Source organism: Pseudomonas sp. Z3-6, from assembly GCF_051131985.1.
Lineage (GTDB): Bacteria > Pseudomonadota > Gammaproteobacteria > Pseudomonadales > Pseudomonadaceae > Aquipseudomonas > Aquipseudomonas zanjanensis.
On sequence record NZ_CP071644.1, the window covers coordinates 5,754,826 to 5,777,190 of the forward strand.

Genomic DNA, 22,365 nt, shown 5'->3' on the forward strand with positions numbered 1-22,365 from the left:
CCGGCCACGACAATAAGGATTCCGCCCATGAGCATGCTCAAAGACCCGTCTTCGAAATACCGCGCCTTCCCGACCATCAACCTGCCGGATCGCACCTGGCCGTCGAAGACCATCACCGCCGCGCCGATCTGGTGCAGCTCCGACCTGCGCGACGGCAACCAGTCGCTGATCGAGCCGATGGACGCGGTCAAGAAGCTGCGCTTCTGGAAAACCCTGGTCGCGGTGGGCGTGAAGGAAATCGAAGCGTCGTTCCCGGCCGCCTCGCAGACCGACTTCGATTTCGTGCGCACCCTCATCGAGGAAGGCCACATCCCGGACGACACCACCATCCAGGTGCTGACCCAGGCCCGTGAAGACCTGATCGCCCGCACGTTCGAATCCCTGCGTGGCGCAAAAAAAGCCATCGTCCACCTGTACAACGCCACCTGCCCGTCGTTCCGCCGTATCGTGTTCAATCAGGACAAGGAAGGCGTGAAGGAAATCGCGGTGAACGCGGCCAAGCTGTTCGTCAAATACGCCGCCCAGCAGCCGGAAACCCAGTGGCAGTTCGAGTATTCGCCAGAGACCTTCAGCGCCACCGAGCTGGAATTCGCCAAGGAAGTCTGCGACGCCGTGATCGAAGTGTGGAACCCGACCCCGGCGCGCAAGGTGATCCTCAACCTGCCGGCCACCGTGGAAGTCGCCACCCCGAACATCTACGCCGACCAGATCGAGTGGTTCCACCGCAACATCACCCGTCGTGACAGCGTGCTCATCAGCCTGCACACCCACAACGACCGTGGCACCGGCGTGGCCGCTACCGAGCTGGGCCTGATGGCCGGCGCCGACCGTGTCGAAGGCTGCCTGTTCGGCAACGGCGAACGCACCGGCAACGTCGACCTGGTAACCGTGGCGCTGAACCTCTACACCCAGGGCATCAACCCTGAGCTGGACTTCTCCGACATCGACGGCGTGCGCAAAGTGGTCGAGGAATGCAACCAGATCCCGGTGCACCCGCGTCATCCGTACGTCGGCGACCTGGTTCACACCGCGTTCTCGGGCTCGCACCAGGATGCGATCCGCAAAGGTTTTGCCCAGCAGAAATCGGACACCCTGTGGGAAGTGCCGTACCTGCCAATCGACCCGGCCGACATCGGTCGCAGCTACGAGGCAGTGATTCGTGTGAACAGCCAGTCGGGCAAGGGCGGCATCGCCTACCTGCTGGAGCAGGAATACGGCATCAGCCTGCCCCGTCGCATGCAGATCGAGTTCAGCCAGGTGGTGCAGCGCGAAACCGATCGCCTGGGCCTGGAAATGACCGCCCAGCAGATCCACGCCCTGCTGCAGCGTGAATACCTGCAAGCCAACACCCCGTACGCGCTGGTCAGCCATCGCCTGCAGGAAGAAAACGGCAACAGCGCCGTGGAAGTGGAAGTGGCGAGCAAGGGCCAGGGCGAGACCAACCTGCACTGGCGCGGCCGAGGCAACGGCGCCCTGGAAGCACTGGTGGCTGGCCTGCCAATTCCGGTGGAGATCATGGACTACAACGAACACGCCATCGGCGCCGGCACCAACGCCAAGGCCGCGGCGTACATCGAACTGCGAGTCAACGGCGAGCGCGCGGTGCATGGTGTGGGCATCGATGAGAACATCACCACCGCGAGCTTCAAGGCGCTGTTCAGTGCACTGAACCGTTCGCTGAGCCAGCCAGAGGCCAAGGCGGCTTGATCCAAGGCTGAAATGCAAAAAGGCCCCGGGGTGTGAACCCTGGGGCCTTTTTGTTTGGCTGATGGTTTTGGTTGGCTGTTCCGGCCTCTTCGCGAGCAAGCCCGCTCCCACAGGAGGTTTCTGCCAGGCACAGAGTCTGCGTCCGCCGCAGTTCCACTGTGGGAGCGGGCTTGCTCGCGAAGGGGCCCTCTCAGACGGCCGAGATATCAGGCATGGGTATCGATCGAAATAGTCATCGCCTGCAACAGCGCGGCCTGCAAGGTTTGCAAAGTCGCCTGGGTCGCCATGATCTGGGTCTGGATCGCCATGGTTTCCTGGGCTTTCTGCTCTTCATCGGCCCGGCTTTTTTGCACGCGGGCTAGCTGGGCTTGCTGCTCGGCCAGCAACTTCTGGGTCTGTTCGATCTGCTTCTTCAGTTGTTCGATGACATCGCCGGTGCCGCTGCTGCCACCCGCACCAGCGATATTCGCGCCGCTGGTGTCGACTGCCAGTTTCTTGTCTTTGTCTTCGCTGCTATCAGTCGGTGCCACTGGACTGACTGCTTTCTCTTCTTCAGCCCCGCGGATGGAGACCTTTGGGGCCGACAATGGATAAGGGTTAACGGTGGTTGCGCTGATACTGGTCATAGGGACTCCTCCTTGGCTGACCCGTTATCGGCACCCGACAGCGTTTCTTGAGGCTGAATCGTTTCAATAAATGAATTCGAAGCGATCGGCATCCAGGTTCGCCGGAAACCGCGTGCGATACGCTGCCAGATCCGCCGCCTTCAAACACACCCTGAACACGCCATCGGCTTCGCCAGCGCTGAGCAAGCTCTCCCCCTGGAAATCCAGTACCTGGCTGTCCCCGGTGTAGGCGAAGCCCTTGCCATCGGTACCCACACGGTTGACCGCCGCCACGTAGCACAGGTTTTCGATCGCCCGGGCCGGCAACAGACGATTCCAGTGCTGACGCCGCGCCCCGGGCCAGTTGGCGGTGTACAACAGCAGGTCGGTGTCCTCGGCATCACGGCTCCACGCCGGGAAGCGTAGGTCGTAGCAGATCAACGGCCGGATCCGCCAACCCTGGAGTTCGAACAGCACCTGCTGGTCACCCGGTGTGTAGTGGTTATGCTCGCCGGCCATGCGGAACAGATGGCGCTTGTCGTAATGCAGCACTTCACCGTCCGGCCGCGCCCACAGCAAGCGATTGCGATGGCTGCCGTCGCCGGCCTGGATGATCACGCTACCGGTGATCACCGCGTCCAGTTTCGCCGCCTGGTCCTTGAGCCAACGGCTGGTGGGCCCGTGTTCAGGCTCCGCCAGGGTCTCGGATTCCATGGAGAAACCGGTGGTGAACATTTCCGGGAGGATGATCAGGTCAGCCCCGCGCGCCTGTTCGAGCAGCGCTTCGAAATGCTCCAGGTTGGCCTCGCGGTCATGCCAGGCCAAGGTAGTCTGGACCAGGGCAATGTCGAGGTCCGGCAACGCGCTCAAATCACGCATAGTTTTTCCGCCGCTTCGCGCAGCGTCTCCTCGCGTTTGGCAAAGCACAGGCGCACCAGGCGCTGGCCTTGCGGTGGGTCCTGGTAGAAGACCGAGATCGGAATGGTCGCCACGCCGTGTTCGCGGGTCATCCACAGCGCCATGTCGACGTCATTCAGGTCCGGGCGAATCCGAGAGTAGTCCACCAGTTGAAAATACGTGCCGGTCACGCGCTTGAAGCTGAACCGCGACGGGGCCAGCAAATCGCAGAACAGGTCACGCTTGGCCTGGTAGAAGTCCGGCAGTTCGTCGACGTGTTCCGGATGCTCGGCCATGAAGTCAGCCAGGGCGTACTGCAACGGCGTCACGCCGCAGAAGCTGACGTACTGGTGCACCTTGCGCAGCTCCGCGGTCAGCGCCGCTGGCGCCACCACGTAGCCGGTTTTCCAGCCGGTGACGTGGTAGGTCTTGCCGAACGAACTGACGACGAAGGCGCGGCGGTACAGCTCTTCATGGGCCAGGACACTGGCATGGGCGACGCCATCGAATACCAAGTGCTCATAAACCTCGTCGCTGACCAGATAGATGTCGCGGTCGCGAATCAGCGCCGCCAATTGATCCAGTTCGGCGCGGCTGATCAGGGCGCCGCTGGGGTTGTGCGGCGAGTTGAGGATGATCATGCGCGTGCGCGGGCTCAGGGCTTCGCCGAGCTTCTCGAAGTCGATGGCAAAGTCATCCAGGCCCAATGGCACATGCACGCAACGCCCACCGGCCAATTGCACGGAGGGCTCGTAACTGTCGTAGCTGGGGTCGAAGACGATCACTTCGTCACCGCTGTGGACCACCGCCGCGATGGCGCAGAAAATCGCCTGGGTCGCGCCAGGGGTCACGGTGACTTCCAGGTCGGCATCGACACTGGCGCCGTAGCTGCGGGCGATCTTCGCTGCGATCTGCTGGCGCAGCGCCGGCAGGCCGGTCATGGGTGAATATTGGTTGTGGCCTTGGGCGATGTGCCGACCGACCGCGTCGCGCAAGGCCTGCGGACCATCGAAGTCGGGAAACCCCTGGGACAGGTTCAACGCGCCCGTCTGCGCGGCGAGCTGGGACATCTGAGTGAAAATCGTGATGCCGACGTTCGGCAACTTGCTGGTGATCATGGAGGGTCCCTGCTCTGCACCCGGCTCTGGCGCGGCGCGGGAGAGCTCGAGGATAGCCCAATCGCCGGGCATGAAAAAGGGTGCCGCCAAGGGCACCCTTTTCTTGTCACCGAATCGCAGGAAAACTCTGTGGCGAGGGAGCTTGCTCCCGCTGGGCTGCGAAGCAGCCCCTGTGTTTCATCTGATGCACTGCGGTGGCAGGTACATCTTTGGGGCTGCTGCGCAGCCCAGCGGGAGCAAGCTCCCTCGCCACAAAAGCGGTCCTGATTCAGCGCTTGTCGCGGCGCTTCTTGTCGGCCTTCTTGTGGTGCGACATCAAGCGGCGCTTCTTGTTGACCTGGCGGTCGGTGAGCGTGTTCTTGTTGCCTTCGTACGGGTTCTCGCCGCCCTTGAACTCGATGCGGATCGGCGTGCCGACCAGCTTCAGGACACGACGGTAAGTGTTCTCCAGGTAGCGAACGTAGGACTTGGGCACCTTCTCGATCTGATTACCGTGGATCACGATAATCGGCGGGTTGGCACCGCCCAAGTGGGCGTAGCGCAGCTTGATTCGACGGTTGTTGACCATCGGTGGCGCGTGCTCGCCGACCGCATCTTCGAGGATCTGGGTCAGGCGGTTGGTCGGCCAGCGAGTGACCGCCGACTTGAACGAGTTCTGCACCGAAGCGTAGAGGTTGCCCACGCCCGTGCCGTGCAAGGCCGAGATGAAGTGGATGTCGGCGAAGTCGACGAAGAACAGCCGACGCTGGAGTTCGACTTTCACAAAGTCGCGCTCGCTCGGCGTCATGCCGTCCCACTTGTTGATCGCGATGACCAATGCACGACCGGCTTCCAGGGCGAAGCCCAGCAGGTTCAAGTCGTGGTCGACCACACCCTCGCGGGCGTCCATCACGAAGATCACCACGTTGGCGTCTTTGATCGCCTGCAGCGTCTTGACCACCGAGAATTTTTCAACTTCTTCGTGGATCTTGCCGCGCTTGCGCACACCGGCGGTGTCGATCAGCGTGTACTTCTCTTCGTTACGTTCGAAGGGAATATAGATGCTGTCACGGGTGGTGCCGGGCTGGTCGTAGACGATGACCCGGTCTTCGCCGAGCATGCGGTTGACCAGCGTCGACTTGCCTACGTTCGGGCGACCAATGATGGCGATCTTGATCCCGTCTTTTTCGCTCGGGCCCGGAATGCGCTTGGCTTCCTCGCCTTCGGCAACGATCTCTTCTTCGCCGTCTTCCGGCTCTTCGGCGTCGTCCTTGGGGAAACTCTCCAGGGCGATTTCCAGCATCTGGGTGATGCCGCGACCGTGGGCGCCGGCGATCGGGATCGCCTGGCCCATGCCCAACGGTGCGAACTCGGCGCGAGCCATGTCCGGGTCGATGTTGTCGACCTTGTTGGCGACCACGTAGGAACGCTTGTTACGCTTGCGCAAATGCTCGGCGATCATCTGGTCGGCGGCGGTAAAACCAGCCTTGGCGTCTACCAGAAACAGCACCACATCGGCTTCTTCGATGGCGAGCAGCGACTGCTCGGCCATTTTTTCGTCCATGCCGTGTTCATCACCGGAGATGCCGCCGGTGTCGACCAGAATATAGGTACGCCCTTGCCACTTGGCCTCACCGTATTGGCGATCACGGGTCAGACCGGACAAGTCGCCGACAATGGCGTCGCGTGTCCTGGTCAGGCGGTTGAACAAGGTGGACTTGCCGACGTTCGGTCGGCCCACCAGGGCGATTACGGGAACCATGCGGCTCTCCACTTCGTTATTTCAGAAAATACAAAAGCCGCTGCGAGGCAGCGGCTGGTGCTCGGGGGCCATTCTGTAGGAGCGAGCTTGCTCGCGATAGCGCTAGTCCAGTGACATGAATGTCGACTGATCCACCGTCTTCGCGAGCAAGCCCGCTCCCACATGAATGAAGCCGCTTGGGAATTAACCCAAGCATAGTCTTACTTGATGGTCAGGGCTTCCAGTTTGCCGCTGTTGCCATACACATAGATCATGTTGCCCACCACCAGCGGACGGGCACGCAGGCCGTCGCTGTCGATGCGCTCACGGCCGACGAAACGACCGTCCACCTGGCTGAGCAGGTGCAGGTAACCTTCCAGGTCACCCACTGCGACGTAGCTGGAGAACACTTCCGGGGCCGACAGTTGACGACGGGCCAGGGAGTCGTTGCTCCACAATGCGGTAGTGGAACGCTCGTCAACGCCTTCGACGGTACCCGAGGACAGGCTCACGTAGACGCTGCCAAAGCCCTGGGCGACACCGGCGTAGCTGGACGCATCGCGCTGCCACAGCGGACGACCGCTTTCCAGGTCCAGTGCCGCGACGCGACCCTGGTAGCTGGCGACGTACAGCGTACCGCCGGACAGCAGCAAGCCGCCGTCGATGTCGACCACACGCTCCAGTTCCGAACGACCTTGCGGGATCGCTACGCGCTGTTCCCAGACCGGCACGCCGTTGGAAATATCCAGGGCAACCACTTTACCGGTCGACAAGCCAGCCACCGCCAGGCGGTTGGTAACGATCGGCGCACTGGTGCCACGCAGGGTCAGTACCGCCGGGGTGCTGTCATACAACCAGCGCTGGTTGCCGGTGGCGGCATCCAGGCCGATCAGACGGTCATCCTGGGTCTGCACCACCACCACGTCACCGTTGGTGGCGGGCGGTGCGAGCACTTCGCTGGTCACGCGGGCGCGCCATTTCTCTTCACCGCTGCTCGCGTCCAGGGCGACGATCTCACCCTTGAGCGTGCCGATCATGACCAGGCCATAACCCACGCCAACGGCGCCGGAAACAGGCAGCTCAAGGTCCTTTTCCCATTTGACGTCGCCGTTGGTGCGGTCCATCGCCATTACCACGCCGGTGACGTCGCCTGCATAGATGGTGTCGCCGTCGATGGCCGGCACCAGCATGTTGTAGGTTTCACCCTGGCCATCGCCGATGGAACGGCTCCACTGCTTCTGCAGCACGACTTCTTCTTTGAAGTCGGTCAGTTCGGCCGGCGGCAGTTCTTTCTTGCTGTTGCTGCTGCAACCCGCGGCCAGAATGGCCAGGGCCAGCAATGCTGCATGTTTCCAACGAATCACGTCACGCATCCCCTTTGGCCAGGTCGTCCAGCTTGATTTGCAGGCCACCGACCGCGGCTTCATCCGACAGCGCAGCCTTGGCTTTTTGGTAGGCCGCATGGGCCTCATCGGCACGGCCCAGCTGTACCAGCAGGTCGCCCTTGAGTTCTTCGCGGGTCGCCAGGAACGCCTTGTCGGCGTCACCGTCGAGCAGCTTCAAGGCGTCTTCGGCCTTGTTCTGCGCCGCCAGCACCTGCGCCAGGCGCTGACGCGCCACTTCGCCCAGGGTCGGGTTGACCGGCTTGTCGACAATGGCTTTCAGCTCGGTGGCCGCGTCGTCCAGCTTGCCGCTGTCCACCGCCACCTTGGCCACGAACAGGCGACCGTATTGGGCGTAGGCAGTGCCGCCGAATTCCTTGTCCAGCTTGCCGGCCAGGTCCGCCACGCGGGCCGCGTCAGGCTTGCCGTCCGGGGTCAGGGTGGTTTCCAGCAATTGCTGGTAGAGCACCGAGGCGCCTTGCGACTGGTTGCTTTGGTATTTCTGGTAGGCCTGCCAGCCGAACACGATGACCAGCGCCAACAGGCCGCCAGTGACCAGCGGCTTGCCGTTGCGCGTCCACCAGTCCTTCAAATCCGCCAGCTGTTCATCTTCGGTACTCGACACCCCAATACTCCTTAATCGCTAAATCGGCTGTTTGACAGCTTCAACCCTGCACGACGCAGGTGGCCAGGTGTGCAGCAAGCGCATCCCAGGCAATGCTTTGTTGTTCGCCCTGGCCACGCAGGGGTTTGAAACCTACCACTTGTTGGGCCAGTTCGTCGTCACCGAGGATCAGTGCGTACAGCGCACCGCTCTTGTCGGCCTTCTTGAATTGGCTCTTGAAGCTGCCGGCGCCGGCGTTGATCTGCAGGCGCAGGTTGGGCAACTGGTCGCGGATCCGCTCGCTCAGGGCCAGGGCGGCCAGTTCGGCGGCCTCGCCAAAGGCGCACAGGTAGACGTCGACCTGACGGGACAGCTCTTCAGGCACTTTATCCAGCGCCTCAAGCATCAGCACCAGGCGCTCGATGCCCATGGCAAAGCCCACGCCCGGGGTCGGCTTGCCGCCCATCTGCTCCACCAGCCCGTCGTAGCGGCCACCGGCACAGACGGTGCCTTGGGCGCCGAGCTTGTCGGTGACCCACTCGAAGACGGTCTTGCTGTAGTAATCCAGGCCACGGACCAACTTGGGGTTGATCACGTAGGGAATGCCCACGGCGTCGAGGCGTGCCTTCAGCCCCTCGAAGTGCGCACGGGACTCGTCGTCGAGGTAGTCGGCCATTTTCGGCGCGTCCACCAGGATCGCTTGGGTCTCGGCGTTCTTGGTGTCGAGCACGCGCAGAGGATTGGTCTTCAGGCGGCGCTGGCTGTCTTCGTCCAGCTTGTCGAGGTGGGCGGACAGAAACTCCACCAACGCTTCACGGTAGCGGCCACGGGACTCGCTGGTACCCAGGCTGTTGAGCTCGAGCTTGACCGCGTCACGCAGCCCCAGCTCGCCCCATAGGCGCCAGGTCATGACGATCAGCTCGGCGTCGATGTCCGGGCCGTCGAGGTTGAACACTTCGAGGCCGATCTGGTGGAACTGGCGGTAACGGCCTTTCTGCGGGCGCTCGTGACGGAACATCGGGCCGATGTACCAGAGTTTCTGCACCTGGCCGCCGCCGGTGATGCCGTGTTCGAGCACCGCCCGCACGCAGGCCGCCGTGCCTTCGGGGCGCAGGGTCAGGGAATCGCCGTTGCGGTCGTCGAAGGTGTACATCTCTTTTTCGACGATGTCGGTCACTTCACCGATGGAGCGCTTGAACAGCTCGGTGAACTCGACGATCGGCATGCGGATCTGCCGGTAACCGTAGTTATCCAGCAGGCGCGCCACGGTGCCCTCGAAATAGCGCCACAGGGGCGTCTGCTCGGGCAGGATGTCGTTCATGCCACGAATGGCTTGCAGAGACTTGCTCACGTGTATTCCTTAATCTTTCGACTTAACCGCGCGCGATGACCGCTGCGTCGGCTTCGACCTTTTCGGCCGCTTTCTGGCGAATCAGCCGTTCCAGCTCATCCACCAGATTGTCATTCGTCAGTTTCTGCGACGGCTTGCCGTCGATGTAAATCAGGTTCGGCGTACCGCCCGTCAGGCCGATATGGGCCTCCTTGGCTTCACCCGGCCCGTTGACCACGCAACCAATCACCGCGACATCCAGCGGTACCAGCAGGTCTTCGAGGCGCCCTTCCAGTTCGTTCATGGTCTTGACCACATCGAAGTTCTGCCGCGAGCAACTCGGGCAGGCGATGAAGTTGATGCCACGGGAACGCAGGTGCAGGGACTTGAGAATGTCGTAGCCGACTTTCACTTCCTCGACCGGGTCAGCCGCCAACGAGATGCGGATGGTATCGCCAATCCCTTCGGCGAGCAGCATACCGAGGCCGACGGCGGATTTCACCGTGCCCGAGCGCAACCCACCGGCTTCGGTGATGCCCAGGTGCAGCGGCTGGACGATTTCCTTGGCCAGCAGACGGTAGGCTTCGACGGCCATGAACACGTCGGACGCCTTCACGCTGACCTTGAAGTCCTGGAAGTTCAGGCGTTCGAGGTGCTCCACATGGCGCAGCGCCGATTCCACCAGCGCCGCCGGGGTCGGTTCGCCGTATTTCTTTTGCAGGTCTTTTTCCAGGGAACCGGCGTTCACGCCGATGCGGATCGGGATGCCCCGGTCGCGCGCGGCATCCACCACGGCACGCACACGGTCTTCGCGACCGATGTTGCCCGGGTTGATGCGCAGGCAATCGACGCCCAACTCGGCCACGCGCAAGGCGATGCGGTAGTCGAAGTGGATGTCGGCGACCAAGGGGACCTTGACCAATTGCTTGATCTTGCCGAACGCCTCGGCGGCGTCCATGTCCGGCACCGATACCCGCACGATGTCGACACCGGCGGCTTCCAGGCGGTTGATCTGGGCGACCGTGGCGGCCACGTCGTTGGTGTCGCTGTTGGTCATGCTCTGCACAGCGATTGGCGCATCGCCGCCCACGGGCACGTTACCGACCCAGATTTTCCGGGATTCGCGACGCTTGATTGGAGATTCGCCGTGCATGACTTATTGACCCAACTTCAGGCGAGCGGTCTCGCCACTGGTGAACGGAGCGATGTCGACTGGCTGGCCGTTGTAGCTGACCTGCGCGCCACGGGCATAACCCAGGCGTACGGCAAACGGCGGCTTGCCGTTGACGGCCGTGTTGTCGCCCTTGCGCTTGAGGCCGCTGAACAGCACCTTGCCGTTGCCGTCGGTGATTTGCGTCCAGCAGTCGGCGGTGAACTGGATTTGTACCTGGCCATCACCGGGTGCAGGGGCCGGGGCCGCTGGGGTTGCAGGAGCAGCCGGTACGCTCGGCGCAGCAACGGTTGGTGCTGGCGTGGCGGGAACTGGCGCTGGAGCCGCCGGTGCGGCGGGAGCAGCCGGCGCAGTGCCCGCGTGGGCCGGCGCGGTCGGTGCGGCCGGCGCAGGAGCTGGCGCCGGAGCGGATGGCACGGTCGGCTCGGCGCCAGCGGTAGCATCGGCTTCGCCGCTATCCTGGCCTTGAGGCAACGCCAGGGCGGTTTCGCCTTCGGCCTGGCCTTCGACAACCGCCTGGTCTTCCGGCTCGTCCAATGGATGGATCTGGGTGGTGCCGTCAGCGCCCTCGACTTCGACGTGCTCGGGGTTCATGGCGACCGGCTCCTTGTTGCGCAAGGAAGCCTGGTCCTGCCACCAGACAAAACCGCCACCGATCACCGCAATCAGCAGCAACAGGCTGACGATTCGCAAAATGGTGTGGGAAACGCGAACCGGCTCCTCGATGCGCCCCAGGCTGTGCACGTTGCTGCCCTGGGCATCGGAACCGGTGTATTGATCGAATTGCTGGACCAGTACGGTCTGATCCATGCCGAGCAGCTTGGCATAGGCGCGGATATAGCCGCGGGCGAAGGTGTGCCCAGGCAGCTTGTCGAACGCGCCCGCTTCCAGGTTGCCCAGGGAAGCCACGGTGAGATTGAGCTTGAGGGCCACTTCGGCCAGCGACCAACCATTGCTTTCGCGGGCTTGACGCAGGGTCTCACCGGGATTTACGCGAGTCGCTGCTACAACTTCGGGATGCGCCGCTTTCATCATTGCTCCGACAGGTATTGCTGATATTCCGGCGTACCGGGATAGAGTCTTTTGAGTTGCAAGCCGTAGCTTGCAGCTTTGTCGCGATCTTCAAACACATGTGCCAGCCGAACGCCGAGCAATAGACTACGTGCATTTTGCTCACTCAGCAGGCTAAAACGCTCGTAATAGTCACGCGCGGGCACATAATGCCTGTCTTCGTAGGACAACTCAGCCATTTCCAGCAGCGCCCGCGGTTGCTGGCGATTGAGCCGTAGCGCCTTTTCCAACTGCTGGCGGGCCAGGTCACGCTGGCCGAGCTGCGCGGCGGTCATGCCGAGGTTTTCGAACACCCGCGAGCGCTCAGGGTAAAGGGTATCGGCGGCAGCCTGCTCGAAACGCTCGTAGGCTTCCTTGTAGCGTTTCTGCTCGAAAAGAAAGCTGCCGTAGTTGTTCAGGATCCGTGCGTCTTGCGGCCGGCCAGACAGCGCCTTGCGAAAATGCTGGTCGGCCAGTTCCGGCTCCATCTCGGCCTGGAACACCAGGGCCAGGGCCGCGTTGGCATCCGGGTCGGAATCGTCCAGCTCCAGGGCTTTCTTGAGCGGTACCTTGGCCCGTTCGGTCATGCCCTGTTGCAGGTAGCCGATGCCCAGTTGCACATAGGCCACACGTGCTTCGTCGCGCCCTTTGCTGGTCTTCATCGGGTTGTAGTCACCCGACAGGACGCAACCGGAACAAAGGCCGGCCAACAGCAAAACGAGCGCGAAGCGCAGGGACATAGAGATCCTCTCTTAGTGACTGTTCGCAGCGTTTTGCACCGCATCGTCCGCGGCGTTCAACTCACGCACGGCAATGTAGCGTTCGCTGCGACGGGTGCGATCCAGCACCTGTCCTACCAATTGGCCACAGGCGGCGTCGATATCTTCGCCGCGGGTGGTGCGCACGGTGACGTTGAAGCCAGCGTGGTGAAGCTGATCCTGGAAGCGACGAATCGCGTTGTTGCTCGGACGCTCGTACCCGGAATGCGGGAACGGGTTGAACGGGATCAGGTTGATCTTGCACGGGATGTTCTTGAGCAGCTCAATCATCTCGACCGCGTGTTCGACCTTGTCGTTCACATCCTTGAGCAGCGTGTACTCGATGGTCAGCACGCGCTTTTCGCCCAGGGACGACATGTAGCGCTGGCACGACTCGAGCAGCATCTTAAGCGGATATTTCTTGTTGATCGGCACCAATTGGTTACGCAATGCGTCATTGGGTGCGTGCAGCGACAACGCCAGGGAGACATCGATGTGCTTGGCCAGCTCATCGATCATCGGCACCACGCCGGAGGTGGACAGGGTCACGCGGCGCTTGGAAATGCCGTAGCCCAGGTCGTCCATCATCAAGTGCATGGCGGAGACGACGTTGTCGAAGTTCAGCAGCGGCTCACCCATGCCCATCATCACCACGTTGGTGATGGCACGGTCGACGGTCGCCGGGACGCTGCCAAAGGATTTGTTGGCAATCCACACCTGGCCGATCACTTCGGCGGCGGTGAGGTTGCTATTGAAGCCTTGCTTGCCGGTGGAGCAGAAACTGCAATCCAGGGCACAGCCTGCCTGGGACGAAACGCACAAGGTGCCGCGCTTGCCCTGGGGAATGTAGACGGTCTCGACGCAGCTGCCGGACGCCACGCGCACCACCCACTTACGGGTGCCGTCGCTGGAGATGTCCTCGCTGACCACTTCGGGGCCGCGAATTTCGGCAACAGCCTTGAGCTTCTCGCGCAGGGCCTTGCCGACATTCGTCATGGCGTCGAAGTCGTCGACGCCAAAGTGGTGAATCCATTTCATCACCTGACCGGCACGGAAACGCTTCTCCCCGATCGAGTCGAAGAATTTCTCCATTTCCGGCTGGGTCAGCCCCAGCAGATTGGTTTTAACAGTCGATGTAGTCATGGATTCACCTTCACTCTTAAGCCAATGCTTAGCGAGTGGTTACTTCAGTAGCAGCGAAAAAGTAGGCGATTTCGCGAGCAGCGGCGGCTTCGGAGTCCGAACCGTGGACGGCGTTGGCGTCGATGGATTCAGCGAAGTCAGCACGGATGGTGCCGGCAGCAGCTTCTTTAGGGTTGGTAGCGCCCATCAGCTCACGGTTGCGAGCGATAGCGTTTTCGCCTTCCAGCACCTGAACGACAACCGGACCGGAAGTCATGAAGGCAACCAGCTCACCGAAGAAACCGCGCTCGCTGTGCTCAGCGTAGAAGCCTTCGGCTTCGGCCTTGGACAGTTGCTTCATTTTCGAAGCTACAACGCGCAGGCCAGCGTCTTCGAAGCGGGTAACGATCTTGCCGATCACGTTTTTAGCAACGGCGTCAGGCTTGATGATGGAGAAAGTACGTTGAACAGCCATGGTGTAACTCCAGAAACGGTAATTTACGAAAAATTAAACCCGCGAATTATACGCGGGTTCTTAGGTATTGCCTAACCTGCGAGGCGATCAGTCGATTTCTTCAATCCAGAGCGCCTGGACCGCTTCCAAGACCTTCTCGCCGCAACGGCCAGAGGTACTGTCGAAATCGGGAAGCTCCATGATCCAGTGCTGCAGATCGACAAAATTAACGGTCAACGGATTCACGTCCGGCTTGGCCTCAGCCAACTCTTCTGCGATGCGTTGTACATCATTCCAACCATAGCTCATGACAGTGTCACCATCAGTGCGGCGCTTCGGCCGCATGGTTAAGCGAATATTTCGGGATTTCGACGGTCAGGTCTTCGGTGCCGACGATAGCTTGGCAGCTCAGGCGCGATTGTGCCTCCAGCCCCCAGGCCCGATCGAGGAAGTCTTCTTCCAACTCGTCTGCCTCTTCCAGCGAATCGAAGCCCTCACGAATGATGCAATGGCACGTCGTGCAAGCACAGACGCCGCCACAGGCACTCTCTATCTCGATATGGTGCTCATGGGCCAGTTCGAGAATGGAAGTCCCGGGCTCAGCCTCCACGACCATGCCCTCCGGACAGAACTTCTCGTGGGGCAGAAAAATCACCTGCGGCATCAGTTATTCCTCGATTTCATTCAGGTTGCGCCCCGCCAGGGCGGCTTTCACCGTCGAGTCCAGGCGGCGGGCAGCAAAGGCATCGGTGACCTGCGACAGACGCTTGGTCTGCTGCTCGATGGCATAACCATCGGTGCCTTTCATCAATTCGGACAATTCCTGCATCTGCAGCTCGATGACCATGCGCTCTTCAGCGTCGAGCAACCGGTCGCCGTCGGCCTCAAGGGCACCTTGCACGGCTTCGATCAGGCGCTGGGCATCGACCTGTTGCTCGCGCAGTACACGGGCGACCTTGTCGTCGCTGGCGTGCTGGAAGGAATCCTTGAGCATCTTGGCGATTTCGCCGTCGGTCAGGCCATAGGACGGCTTGACCTGGATGCTCGCCTCCACGCCCGAACCCAGTTCGCGGGCGGAAACATTGAGCAAGCCGTCGGCGTCGACCTGGAAGGTCACGCGGATTTTCGCCGCACCGGCAACCATGGCCGGGATGCCGCGCAACTCGAAGCGGGCCAGGGAGCGGCAGTCGCTGATCAGTTCACGCTCGCCTTGCAGCACGTGGATCATCATGGCCGACTGGCCGTCTTTGTAGGTGGTGAAGTCCTGGGCGCGGGCAACCGGGATGGTGGTGTTGCGCGGAATCACCTTCTCCATCAGGCCGCCCATGGTTTCCAGCCCCAGGGACAACGGAATCACGTCGAGCAACAGCAGTTCGCCGCCGTCACGCTTGTTGCCGGCCAGGGTATCGGCCTGGATCGCGGCGCCGATGGCCACCACCTGGTCCGGGTCGATTTCGGTCAGCGGCTGGCGGCCAAAGGCCTCGGCAACGGCTTCGCGAACCCGAGGCACGCGGGTCGAACCACCGACCATGACCACGGCCTTGACGTCTTCCAGCTCCACGCCGGAATCACGCACCGCACGGCGGCAGGCCTTGAGGCTACGGGCGACCATGGGCTCGATCAGGGCATCGAAGGCTTCGCGAGTCAGCGCGGCTTTCCACTCGCCATAAGCCACTTCAACCGTGGCGGTGTCGGTCAAGGCTTCCTTGGCGGCGCAGGCGGTTTGCAGCAGGTGGCGTTGCGCACCGGGGTCGAGGTCGGCGGACAAGCCCGCCTGCTCGATGATCCAGCCAGCGATGGCATGGTCGAAGTCATCGCCGCCCAGGGCACTGTCGCCACCGGTGGCCAGGACTTCGAAGACACCGCCGGTCAGGCGCAGGATCGAAATATCGAACGTACCGCCGCCCAGGTCGTAGATGGCGACCAGGCCTTCGGCATGCTGGTCCAGACCATACGCGACCGCCGCAGCGGTCGGCTCGTTGAGCAGGCGCAGCACGTTCAGGCCGGCCAGCTTGGCCGCGTCCTTGGTGGCTTGGCGCTGGGCGTCGTCGAAATAGGCCGGGACGGTGATGACCGCACCCACCAACTCACCACCCAACGCCGCTTCGGCGCGCTGGCGCAGGACCTTGAGGATGTCGGCGGAAACCTCGACCGGGCTTTTCGGGCCCTGCACGGTTTCGATGAACGGCATATGGGACTCGCCACCGACGAAGCGGTACGGCAGCTGGTCGCCCAATTGCTTGACGTCGGACAGGCCACGACCCATCAAGCGCTTGACCGAGACAATGGTGTTCAAGGGGTCAGTGGCGGCGGCCAGCTTGGCCGACTCGCCCACTTCGACGCGGTCGGCGTGATAACGCACGGCGGACGGCAGGATCACCCGTCCCTGCTCGTCGGCCAGCGGTTCGGAAAGACCGCTGCGCAAGGCAGCGACCAGGGAATTGGTGGTACCCAAGTCGATCCCGACAGCCAGGCGACGCTGGTGCGGTTGTGGACTTTGGCCGGGTTCGGCGATCTGCAGTAGGGCCATCGTAATCAGGACTTATCTGTAATCAGGCGTGCGACCGGAGCGGCACTGGGTTAATCGTCGAGGCGCTCTTCTAACTGGCGCACTTCGTAGGTGAGCTTGTCGAGGAACTGCATGCGCCGCATCAGGCGCTCGGCCTGTTCGCGTTGCGCGGCATCGTTCCAGCAGGCTGCGAAGCTTTCGTTCAGTGTTTGCTGGGCGTCCTTCAAGCGGCGCTTGAATACCGCGACACCGGCCAGGTCGGCGCTGTCCTGCAGGTCCTCGAGCTCTTCGCGCCATTGCATCTGCTGCAACAGAAACTCGGGATCATGGACCGTGACCTCCAGCGGCAACTCATGGCCGCTGATGGCGAGCAGGTAACGCGCGCGCTTGGCCGGATGCTTGAGCGTCTGGTAAGCCTCGTTGAGGTTCGCCGACTGCTCGAGCGCCCGCCGCTGCTCCGCCTCGGAAGCATCGGCAAAGCGGTCGGGATGGACGCCACGGGCCAGTTCAAGGTAACGCGCGGACAACTGCTCGAGATCCAGCTGGAACGCCGGCTGCATCTGGAACAACGCAAAATGACAAGGAGTACCCACAAGCCGCCTCAGATGTTGAAGCTTTCGCCGCAGCCACATTCACCGCGCACGTTGGGGTTGTTGAACTTGAAGCCTTCGTTCAACCCTTCCTTGACGAAATCCAGCTCGGTGCCGTCCAGGTACGTCAGGCTTTTCGGGTCGATGATCACTTTCTGACCATGACTCTCGAACACCTGATCGTCTTCGCCCACTTCGTCGACGAATTCCAGTACATAGGCGAGGCCAGAACAGCCCGTGGTGCGAACACCCAGGCGGATACCCTCGCCCTTGCCGCGCCCCGCAAGGGAGCGCTGGATATGGTTAGCTGCCGCTTCTGTCATCTGGATAGCCATGGAAAACTCCTTACCGTAACGCGGATCAGATCAAGCCTTTCTTCTGCTTGTAATCGCGAACGGCGGCCTTGATGGCGTCTTCGGCGAGTACCGAGCAGTGGATCTTCACTGGCGGCAGGGCCAGTTCTTCGGCCAGCTGGGTGTTCTTGATGGTTTCGGCTTCATCAAGGGTCTTGCCCTTCATCCACTCGGTGGCCAGGGAGCTGGACGCGATGGCGGAACCGCAGCCATAGGTCTTGAACTTGGCATCTTCGATGATGCCTTGCTCGTTGACCTTGATCTGCAGGCGCATCACGTCGCCGCACGCCGGAGCGCCGACCATGCCGGTGCCGACATCAGGATCCTGCGCGTCCATCTTGCCGACGTTGCGCGGGTTCTCGTAGTGGTCGATGACCTTTTCGCTATATGCCATTTGCTTCAATCCTCATCAGTGGAGCCGCTCTGGTGGCGACTTCTCAGTGCGCCGCCCATTCGATTTTCGAGATGTCGACGCCGTCTTTGTACATGTCCCACAGCGGCGACAGAGCGCGCAGCTTGGTAACGGCCTCGCAGACTTTCTGCGCAGCGTAATCGATTTCTTCTTCGGTGGTGAAACGGCCGAAGGTGAAGCGGATCGAGCTGTGGGCCAGTTCGTCGTTGCGGCCTAGGGCGCGCAGTACGTACGAAGGCTCCAGCGACGCCGAGGTGCACGCCGAACCGGACGACACGGCCAGATCCTTGAGCGCCATGATCAGCGACTCGCCTTCAACGTAGTTGAAGCTCAGGTTCAGGTTGTGCGGTACGCGGGCGGTCAGGCTGCCGTTGACGTAGAGTTCTTCGAGGTGCTCGACCTGCTTGAAGAAACGGTCGCTCAGGGCCTTGATGCGTACGTTCTCGGCGGCCATGTCTTCCTTGGCCACACGGAAGGCTTCGCCCATGCCGACGATCTGGTGGGTCGCCAGGGTGCCGGAACGCATGCCACGCTCGTGACCGCCGCCGTGCATGGTCGCTTCGAGGCGAACACGCGGCTTGCGGCTGACGTACAGCGCGCCAATGCCTTTAGGGCCATAAGTCTTGTGGGCCGAGAATGACATCAGGTCGACTTTCAGCTTGGACAGGTCGATGTCGACCTTGCCGGTGGACTGCGCGCCGTCGACGTGAAACAGGACGCCCTTGGAACGGGTCAGTTCGCCGATGGCGGCGATGTCGTTGACGGTGCCGATTTCGTTGTTCACGTGCATGATCGAGACCAGGATGGTGTCGTCGCGCAGGGCGGCTTCGATCATGGCCGGGGTGATGATGCCGTCTTCACCGGGCTCGATATAGGTGACTTCGAAGCCTTCACGCTCCAGTTGGCGCATGGTGTCCAGGACAGCCTTGTGCTCGATCTTGGAGGTGATCAGGTGCTTGCCCTTGGTGTGGTAGAAATGCGCGACACCCTTGATTGCCAGGTTGTCGGATTCGGTGGCACCGGAGGTCCAGACGATTTCACGCGGGTCGGCGTTGACCAGGTCGGCGACCTGGCGACGGGCGTTTTCCACCGACTCTTCAGCCTTCCAGCCGAACACGTGGGAACGGGACGCCGGGTTGCCGAAGTTTCCGTCGACCAGCAGGCATTCACTCATTTTTTGCGCAACACGCGGATCAACCGGGGTGGTCGCTGAGTAATCAAGGTAAATCGGCAATTTCATGGACTCTCTCCTAAATCAGGCTGGCTGGCGTTCCGCGTGCTCTGCGGCGGTCATTCGACGGCGGACGCTTCAATCTTGTCCAGGTGCAGCGTCTTGCTATTGCAACGGCGCTGGTCCTGACGCTGGGCTACTTCTTGCACCTCACGGCGAGTTACAAGGTCAGCCAAGCTGATACCGCTTAGAAACTCGTGGATCTGCAGGCTGAGGTCGCACCACAAGTGGTGGGTCAGGCAAGTATCGCCGCCATGGCAGTCGCCAAGGCCCTGGCATTTGGTCGCATCGACCGATTCGTTCACCGCATCGATCACCTGGGCGACCTGGATGCCCTGCATGTCGCGCGACAGCTGGTAGCCGCCGCCGGGGCCGCGAACGCTGGAAACCAGGTTGCTACGGCGCAGCTTGGCGAACAGCTGTTCAAGATAGGACAGAGAAATGCCCTGGCGCTCGGAGATATCGGCCAGGGACACCGGCCCGTGCTGCGCATGCAATGCCAGATCCAGCATTGCGGTCACGGCGTATCGGCCTTTTGTAGTCAGTCGCATGGACAATTACCACGGAGTTCGGAATGGGGGCGAGTATGCAATTCCCGAGTATTTAAGTCAAGTATAAGACCTAGTGCTTTACTCGGGTTTACCCGCGAAAGAGCGCGCGAATGATAGCAAAGGTAGGCGGCTAACGACCAGCTATACCGCGTTATCGTTCTTCGCGAGCAAGCTCGCTCCCACAAGGGATCTGCGGGGCGGCAGGGATCCAATGTGGGAGCGAGCTTGCTCGCGATGAGGCCGGCAGGGTTTCAACCGGCCTGGGTCTCATCCTTGTCCTTCACACACGCAAAGTCTTCCTCGCGCAGTTCAGGCAGGTCCTTGGCACAGTAATTACTGCCCAGGTCCTTCAGGGCGCCGCACATCCCTTCCAGGCGCCCATCGACGGCTTGCAGGTGATCGAGCAACTGGTTGATGGCGCGGGCGACCGGGTCGGGCATGTCTTCGCCGACACCGTAGGCGTCGAAGCCGATCTTCTCGGCCATGGCCTTGCGGCGGGCGTCCTGCTCGTCATCGGACTTGACGATGATCCGTCCCGGAATGCCCACCACGGTCGCGCCCGGCGGCACGGCCTTGGTCACCACGGCGTTGGAACCGACTTTCGCCCCCGCCCCGACCGTGAACGGCCCGAGCACCTTGGCGCCGGCACCGACCACCACGCCGTCTTCCAGGGTTGGGTGGCGCTTGCCTTTGTTCCAACTCGTGCCGCCGAGGGTCACGCCCTGGTAGAGCGTCACGTCGTCGCCGATCTCGGCGGTTTCACCTATGACGATGCCCATGCCATGGTCGATGAAGAAGCGGCGGCCGACCTTGGCACCCGGGTGGATCTCGATCCCGGTCAGCCAGCGGCCGAAGTTCGAGACCAGCCGCGCCAACCACTTCCAGCCCATGCCCCACAAAGCGCCGGACAGGCGATGGATCCAGATGGCGTGCATGCCCGGGTAGCAGGTCAGCACTTCAAAGGCATTGCGCGCCGCCGGGTCACGATGGAAAACGCTTTGGATATCTTCACGCAAACGTTCGAACATTTTATTTCTTCCGCTTAATCAGCTCGCCACGGGCCGCTTTCTGGGTTTCCGTGAGGATGCCGCGCAATATATTCATCTCCGCCCGGCTCACCGAGCTTCGTCCATACAACCGACGCAGGCGCGCCATCAAGTGCCGCGGCTTTTCCGGGTCGAGGAATTCGATGTCCACCAGGGTCTGCTCCAGGTGTTCGAAGAATCGTTCCAACTCGTCCATGGTCGCCAGTGTCTCACTGCGCGGCGACGTCACCTCGGTTTTTTCGACTTTGCTGGGCTTGCCTTCGGCCGCCAGCCAAGCCATGCGCACTTCATAGCTCAACACCTGCACCGCCGCCCCCAGGTTCAAGGAACTGAACTCGGGGTCGGAAGGGATATGCACGTGAAAGTGACATCGCTGCAGCTCGTCGTTGGTCAGGCCGGAGTCTTCACGACCGAACACCAGGGCGATCTCGAAGCCTTGCGCGGCCTCCTCGACCACTTTGGTGCCGCATTCGCGGGGGTCGAGCAGCGGCCAGGGGATGCGGCGGTCGCGGGCGCTGGTGCCGAGCACCAGGTTGCAACCCACCAGGGCATCTTCCAGGGTGGCGACGACCTGGGCGCTGGCAAGGATGTCACCGGCGCCGGAGGCCCGGGCATCGGCTTCGTGATGGGGAAACAAGCGCGGCTCGACCAGCACCAGGCGCGACAGGCCCATGTTCTTCATGGCCCGCGCAGCTCCGCCGATGTTACCCGGATGGCTGGTATTGACCAGGACGACACGAATGTTCTGCAACAAGGGAGGCGCTCTCGAACACGATAAAGGGAGCAAATCTTACCTAAGCACCTACCGTTAAGCTATGAAAGCGAACACCAACCTTCTCCTGAGAAAACTTTCTGATAGAATGCGCGGCTTTCTTTAACAACCTTAGGTGACACATCCATGCAGCCCATGCTGAATATCGCGCTGCGCGCCGCCCGCAGCGCCAGTGAACTGATCTTCCGCTCCATCGAGCGCCTGGATACCATCAAGGTCGATGAAAAAGACGCCAAGGACTATGTGTCCGAGGTCGATCGCGCCGCCGAACAGAAAATCGTCGACGCCCTGCGCAAGGCTTACCCAAACCACTCCATCCTCGGTGAAGAGACCGGCATGCACGCCGGTACTGGCATCGAAGGCGAAGAGTACCTGTGGATCATCGATCCGCTGGACGGCACCACCAACTTCCTGCGCGGCATTCCTCACTTCGCGGTCAGCATCGCCTGCAAATACCGTGGCCGCCTGGAACACGCCGTCGTGCTGGACCCGGTTCGCCAGGAAGAATTCACCGCCAGCCGTGGCCGTGGCGCCCAACTGAACGGTCGTCGCCTGCGCGTCAGCGGCCGCACCAGCCTGGACGGCGCCCTGCTGGGTACCGGCTTCCCGTTCCGTGACGACCAGATGGACAACCTGGACAACTACCTGGGCATGTTCCGCGCCCTGGTCGGCCAGACCGCCGGCATCCGCCGCGCCGGCGCTGCGAGCCTGGACCTGGCTTATGTGGCTGCTGGCCGTTTCGATGCGTTCTGGGAGTCGGGCCTGTCCGAATGGGACATGGCCGCAGGCGCCCTGTTGATCCAGGAAGCCGGTGGTTTGGTGAGTGACTTCACCGGCGGCCATGATTTCCTTGAGAAAGGCCACATCGTTGCCGGCAACACCAAATGCTTCAAAGCTGTGCTGACGGCTATCCAGCCGCACTTGCCGGCTTCGTTGAAGCGTTAGGTAGTTCGGTTAGAAAAAAGCACCTTTCGGGGTGCTTT

General features: G+C 61.8%; 24 protein-coding genes. 2 read left to right on the forward strand and 22 right to left on the reverse strand.

Annotated elements, in window-relative coordinates; all coding sequences use genetic code 11:
* Positions 1-27 precede the first annotated feature (27 nt).
* Complete coding sequence (leuA, locus tag J3P88_RS25060; protein WP_186705408.1) at positions 28-1,707, forward strand: 2-isopropylmalate synthase; 1,680 nt, start codon at positions 28-30, stop codon at positions 1,705-1,707.
* A 206-nt stretch (positions 1,708-1,913) separates the two neighbouring features.
* On the opposite strand, the gene J3P88_RS25065 is transcribed toward leuA, so the two are convergent.
* The 22 genes from J3P88_RS25065 to trmJ form a co-directional block, all read right to left on the reverse strand.
* Positions 1,914-2,333: a hypothetical protein gene (locus tag J3P88_RS25065; RefSeq protein ID WP_186705407.1), complete on the reverse strand. Its 420-nt coding sequence runs from the start codon at positions 2,331-2,333 to the stop codon at positions 1,914-1,916.
* A gap of 63 nt (positions 2,334-2,396) precedes the next feature.
* Entirely contained in the window at positions 2,397-3,191 is a 795-nt protein-coding gene (locus tag J3P88_RS25070) for an amidohydrolase (protein ID WP_186730000.1), read from the reverse strand.
* The gene (locus J3P88_RS25075; protein ID WP_434572202.1) at positions 3,179-4,327 is read right to left on the reverse strand and encodes a pyridoxal phosphate-dependent aminotransferase; all 1,149 of its coding nucleotides are present in this window, start codon (positions 4,325-4,327) and stop codon (positions 3,179-3,181) included. The genes J3P88_RS25070 and J3P88_RS25075 overlap by 13 nt, the downstream gene beginning before the upstream one ends.
* A gap of 268 nt (positions 4,328-4,595) precedes the next feature.
* Complete coding sequence (gene der / locus J3P88_RS25080) at positions 4,596-6,068, reverse strand: ribosome biogenesis GTPase Der (protein ID WP_003185121.1); 1,473 nt, start codon at positions 6,066-6,068, stop codon at positions 4,596-4,598.
* Between the two features lie 200 nt (positions 6,069-6,268).
* Positions 6,269-7,420, reverse strand: a complete 1,152-nt coding sequence (gene bamB / locus J3P88_RS25085; RefSeq protein WP_053118636.1) for an outer membrane protein assembly factor BamB — start codon at positions 7,418-7,420, stop codon at positions 6,269-6,271.
* Positions 7,413-8,054 carry a YfgM family protein gene (locus J3P88_RS25090; RefSeq protein WP_186705404.1) on the reverse strand — a complete coding sequence of 214 codons (642 nt, stop codon included), beginning with the start codon at positions 8,052-8,054 and terminating at the stop codon, positions 7,413-7,415. The genes bamB and J3P88_RS25090 overlap by 8 nt, the downstream gene beginning before the upstream one ends.
* A 40-nt stretch (positions 8,055-8,094) precedes the next feature.
* Entirely contained in the window at positions 8,095-9,384 is a 1,290-nt protein-coding gene (gene hisS, locus J3P88_RS25095) for a histidine--tRNA ligase (protein WP_250964530.1), read from the reverse strand.
* Between the two features lie 22 nt (positions 9,385-9,406).
* Positions 9,407-10,516: a flavodoxin-dependent (E)-4-hydroxy-3-methylbut-2-enyl-diphosphate synthase gene (ispG, locus tag J3P88_RS25100; protein ID WP_003185136.1), complete on the reverse strand. Its 1,110-nt coding sequence runs from the start codon at positions 10,514-10,516 to the stop codon at positions 9,407-9,409.
* A 3-nt stretch (positions 10,517-10,519) separates the two neighbouring features.
* Positions 10,520-11,566: a RodZ domain-containing protein gene (locus tag J3P88_RS25105; RefSeq protein WP_434572206.1), complete on the reverse strand. Its 1,047-nt coding sequence runs from the start codon at positions 11,564-11,566 to the stop codon at positions 10,520-10,522.
* Positions 11,566-12,324 (reverse strand): type IV pilus biogenesis/stability protein PilW, encoded by a 759-nt coding sequence (gene pilW, locus J3P88_RS25110; protein ID WP_053118628.1) that lies wholly within the window; start codon positions 12,322-12,324, stop codon positions 11,566-11,568. Before pilW ends, J3P88_RS25105 begins: the two co-directional genes overlap by 1 nt.
* 12 nt (positions 12,325-12,336) lie before the next feature.
* Entirely contained in the window at positions 12,337-13,485 is a 1,149-nt protein-coding gene (gene rlmN, locus J3P88_RS25115) for a 23S rRNA (adenine(2503)-C(2))-methyltransferase RlmN (RefSeq protein WP_186705401.1), read from the reverse strand.
* Positions 13,486-13,513: 28 nt separating this feature from the next.
* Positions 13,514-13,939, reverse strand: a complete 426-nt coding sequence (ndk, locus tag J3P88_RS25120) for a nucleoside-diphosphate kinase (RefSeq protein ID WP_063322853.1) — start codon at positions 13,937-13,939, stop codon at positions 13,514-13,516.
* An 87-nt stretch (positions 13,940-14,026) separates the two neighbouring features.
* Positions 14,027-14,227 (reverse strand): Fe-S cluster assembly protein IscX, encoded by a 201-nt coding sequence (gene iscX, locus J3P88_RS25125; protein ID WP_250964533.1) that lies wholly within the window; start codon positions 14,225-14,227, stop codon positions 14,027-14,029.
* Between the two features lie 13 nt (positions 14,228-14,240).
* Positions 14,241-14,582: an ISC system 2Fe-2S type ferredoxin gene (gene fdx / locus J3P88_RS25130; protein ID WP_207966503.1), complete on the reverse strand. Its 342-nt coding sequence runs from the start codon at positions 14,580-14,582 to the stop codon at positions 14,241-14,243.
* Between the two features lie 3 nt (positions 14,583-14,585).
* Positions 14,586-16,448: a Fe-S protein assembly chaperone HscA gene (hscA, locus tag J3P88_RS25135; RefSeq protein ID WP_434572209.1), complete on the reverse strand. Its 1,863-nt coding sequence runs from the start codon at positions 16,446-16,448 to the stop codon at positions 14,586-14,588.
* A 50-nt stretch (positions 16,449-16,498) separates the two neighbouring features.
* Positions 16,499-17,020 carry a co-chaperone HscB gene (gene hscB, locus J3P88_RS25140; RefSeq protein WP_060739093.1) on the reverse strand — a complete coding sequence of 174 codons (522 nt, stop codon included), beginning with the start codon at positions 17,018-17,020 and terminating at the stop codon, positions 16,499-16,501.
* Between the two features lie 8 nt (positions 17,021-17,028).
* Positions 17,029-17,352 carry an iron-sulfur cluster assembly protein IscA gene (gene iscA / locus J3P88_RS25145; protein ID WP_003185155.1) on the reverse strand — a complete coding sequence of 108 codons (324 nt, stop codon included), beginning with the start codon at positions 17,350-17,352 and terminating at the stop codon, positions 17,029-17,031.
* A 25-nt stretch (positions 17,353-17,377) separates the two neighbouring features.
* On the reverse strand, positions 17,378-17,764 hold the full coding sequence (gene iscU, locus J3P88_RS25150; protein ID WP_003185157.1) for a Fe-S cluster assembly scaffold IscU: 387 nt from the start codon (positions 17,762-17,764) through the stop codon (positions 17,378-17,380).
* 43 nt (positions 17,765-17,807) lie between these two features.
* Positions 17,808-19,022, reverse strand: a complete 1,215-nt coding sequence (locus J3P88_RS25155; RefSeq protein ID WP_186705397.1) for an IscS subfamily cysteine desulfurase — start codon at positions 19,020-19,022, stop codon at positions 17,808-17,810.
* Positions 19,023-19,072: 50 nt separating this feature from the next.
* Complete coding sequence (gene iscR / locus J3P88_RS25160; RefSeq protein ID WP_018611583.1) at positions 19,073-19,564, reverse strand: Fe-S cluster assembly transcriptional regulator IscR; 492 nt, start codon at positions 19,562-19,564, stop codon at positions 19,073-19,075.
* Between the two features lie 251 nt (positions 19,565-19,815).
* Positions 19,816-20,592 carry a serine O-acetyltransferase gene (gene cysE / locus J3P88_RS25165; protein ID WP_434572212.1) on the reverse strand — a complete coding sequence of 259 codons (777 nt, stop codon included), beginning with the start codon at positions 20,590-20,592 and terminating at the stop codon, positions 19,816-19,818.
* 1 nt (position 20,593) lies between these two features.
* The gene (gene trmJ, locus J3P88_RS25170; protein ID WP_207966499.1) at positions 20,594-21,364 is read right to left on the reverse strand and encodes a tRNA (cytosine(32)/uridine(32)-2'-O)-methyltransferase TrmJ; all 771 of its coding nucleotides are present in this window, start codon (positions 21,362-21,364) and stop codon (positions 20,594-20,596) included.
* Positions 21,365-21,508: 144 nt separating this feature from the next.
* Between trmJ and suhB the strand changes: the two genes are divergently transcribed.
* Positions 21,509-22,327: a type III secretion system regulator SuhB gene (gene suhB, locus J3P88_RS25175; RefSeq protein ID WP_003185165.1), complete on the forward strand. Its 819-nt coding sequence runs from the start codon at positions 21,509-21,511 to the stop codon at positions 22,325-22,327.
* Positions 22,328-22,365: the final 38 nt, after the last annotated feature.

Coding starts and splice junctions, on each gene's coding strand:
- leuA (WP_186705408.1), top strand. CDS start 28: ATGAGCATGCTCAAAGACCCGTCTTCGAAATACCGCGCCTTCCCGACC.
- J3P88_RS25065 (WP_186705407.1), bottom strand. CDS start 2,333: ATGACCAGTATCAGCGCAACCACCGTTAACCCTTATCCATTGTCGGCC.
- J3P88_RS25070 (WP_186730000.1), bottom strand. CDS start 3,191: ATGCGTGATTTGAGCGCGTTGCCGGACCTCGACATTGCCCTGGTCCAG.
- J3P88_RS25075 (WP_434572202.1), bottom strand. CDS start 4,327: ATGATCACCAGCAAGTTGCCGAACGTCGGCATCACGATTTTCACTCAG.
- der (WP_003185121.1), bottom strand. CDS start 6,068: ATGGTTCCCGTAATCGCCCTGGTGGGCCGACCGAACGTCGGCAAGTCC.
- bamB (WP_053118636.1), bottom strand. CDS start 7,420: ATGCGTGACGTGATTCGTTGGAAACATGCAGCATTGCTGGCCCTGGCC.
- ispG (WP_003185136.1), bottom strand. CDS start 10,516: ATGCACGGCGAATCTCCAATCAAGCGTCGCGAATCCCGGAAAATCTGG.
- J3P88_RS25105 (WP_434572206.1), bottom strand. CDS start 11,566: ATGAAAGCGGCGCATCCCGAAGTTGTAGCAGCGACTCGCGTAAATCCC.
- pilW (WP_053118628.1), bottom strand. CDS start 12,324: ATGTCCCTGCGCTTCGCGCTCGTTTTGCTGTTGGCCGGCCTTTGTTCC.
- rlmN (WP_186705401.1), bottom strand. CDS start 13,485: ATGACTACATCGACTGTTAAAACCAATCTGCTGGGGCTGACCCAGCCG.
- ndk (WP_063322853.1), bottom strand. CDS start 13,939: ATGGCTGTTCAACGTACTTTCTCCATCATCAAGCCTGACGCCGTTGCT.
- iscX (WP_250964533.1), bottom strand. CDS start 14,227: ATGAGCTATGGTTGGAATGATGTACAACGCATCGCAGAAGAGTTGGCT.
- fdx (WP_207966503.1), bottom strand. CDS start 14,582: ATGCCGCAGGTGATTTTTCTGCCCCACGAGAAGTTCTGTCCGGAGGGC.
- hscA (WP_434572209.1), bottom strand. CDS start 16,448: ATGGCCCTACTGCAGATCGCCGAACCCGGCCAAAGTCCACAACCGCAC.
- iscA (WP_003185155.1), bottom strand. CDS start 17,352: ATGGCTATCCAGATGACAGAAGCGGCAGCTAACCATATCCAGCGCTCC.
- iscU (WP_003185157.1), bottom strand. CDS start 17,764: ATGGCATATAGCGAAAAGGTCATCGACCACTACGAGAACCCGCGCAAC.
- J3P88_RS25155 (WP_186705397.1), bottom strand. CDS start 19,022: ATGAAATTGCCGATTTACCTTGATTACTCAGCGACCACCCCGGTTGAT.
- iscR (WP_018611583.1), bottom strand. CDS start 19,564: ATGCGACTGACTACAAAAGGCCGATACGCCGTGACCGCAATGCTGGAT.
- cysE (WP_434572212.1), bottom strand. CDS start 20,592: ATGTTCGAACGTTTGCGTGAAGATATCCAAAGCGTTTTCCATCGTGAC.
- suhB (WP_003185165.1), top strand. CDS start 21,509: ATGCAGCCCATGCTGAATATCGCGCTGCGCGCCGCCCGCAGCGCCAGT.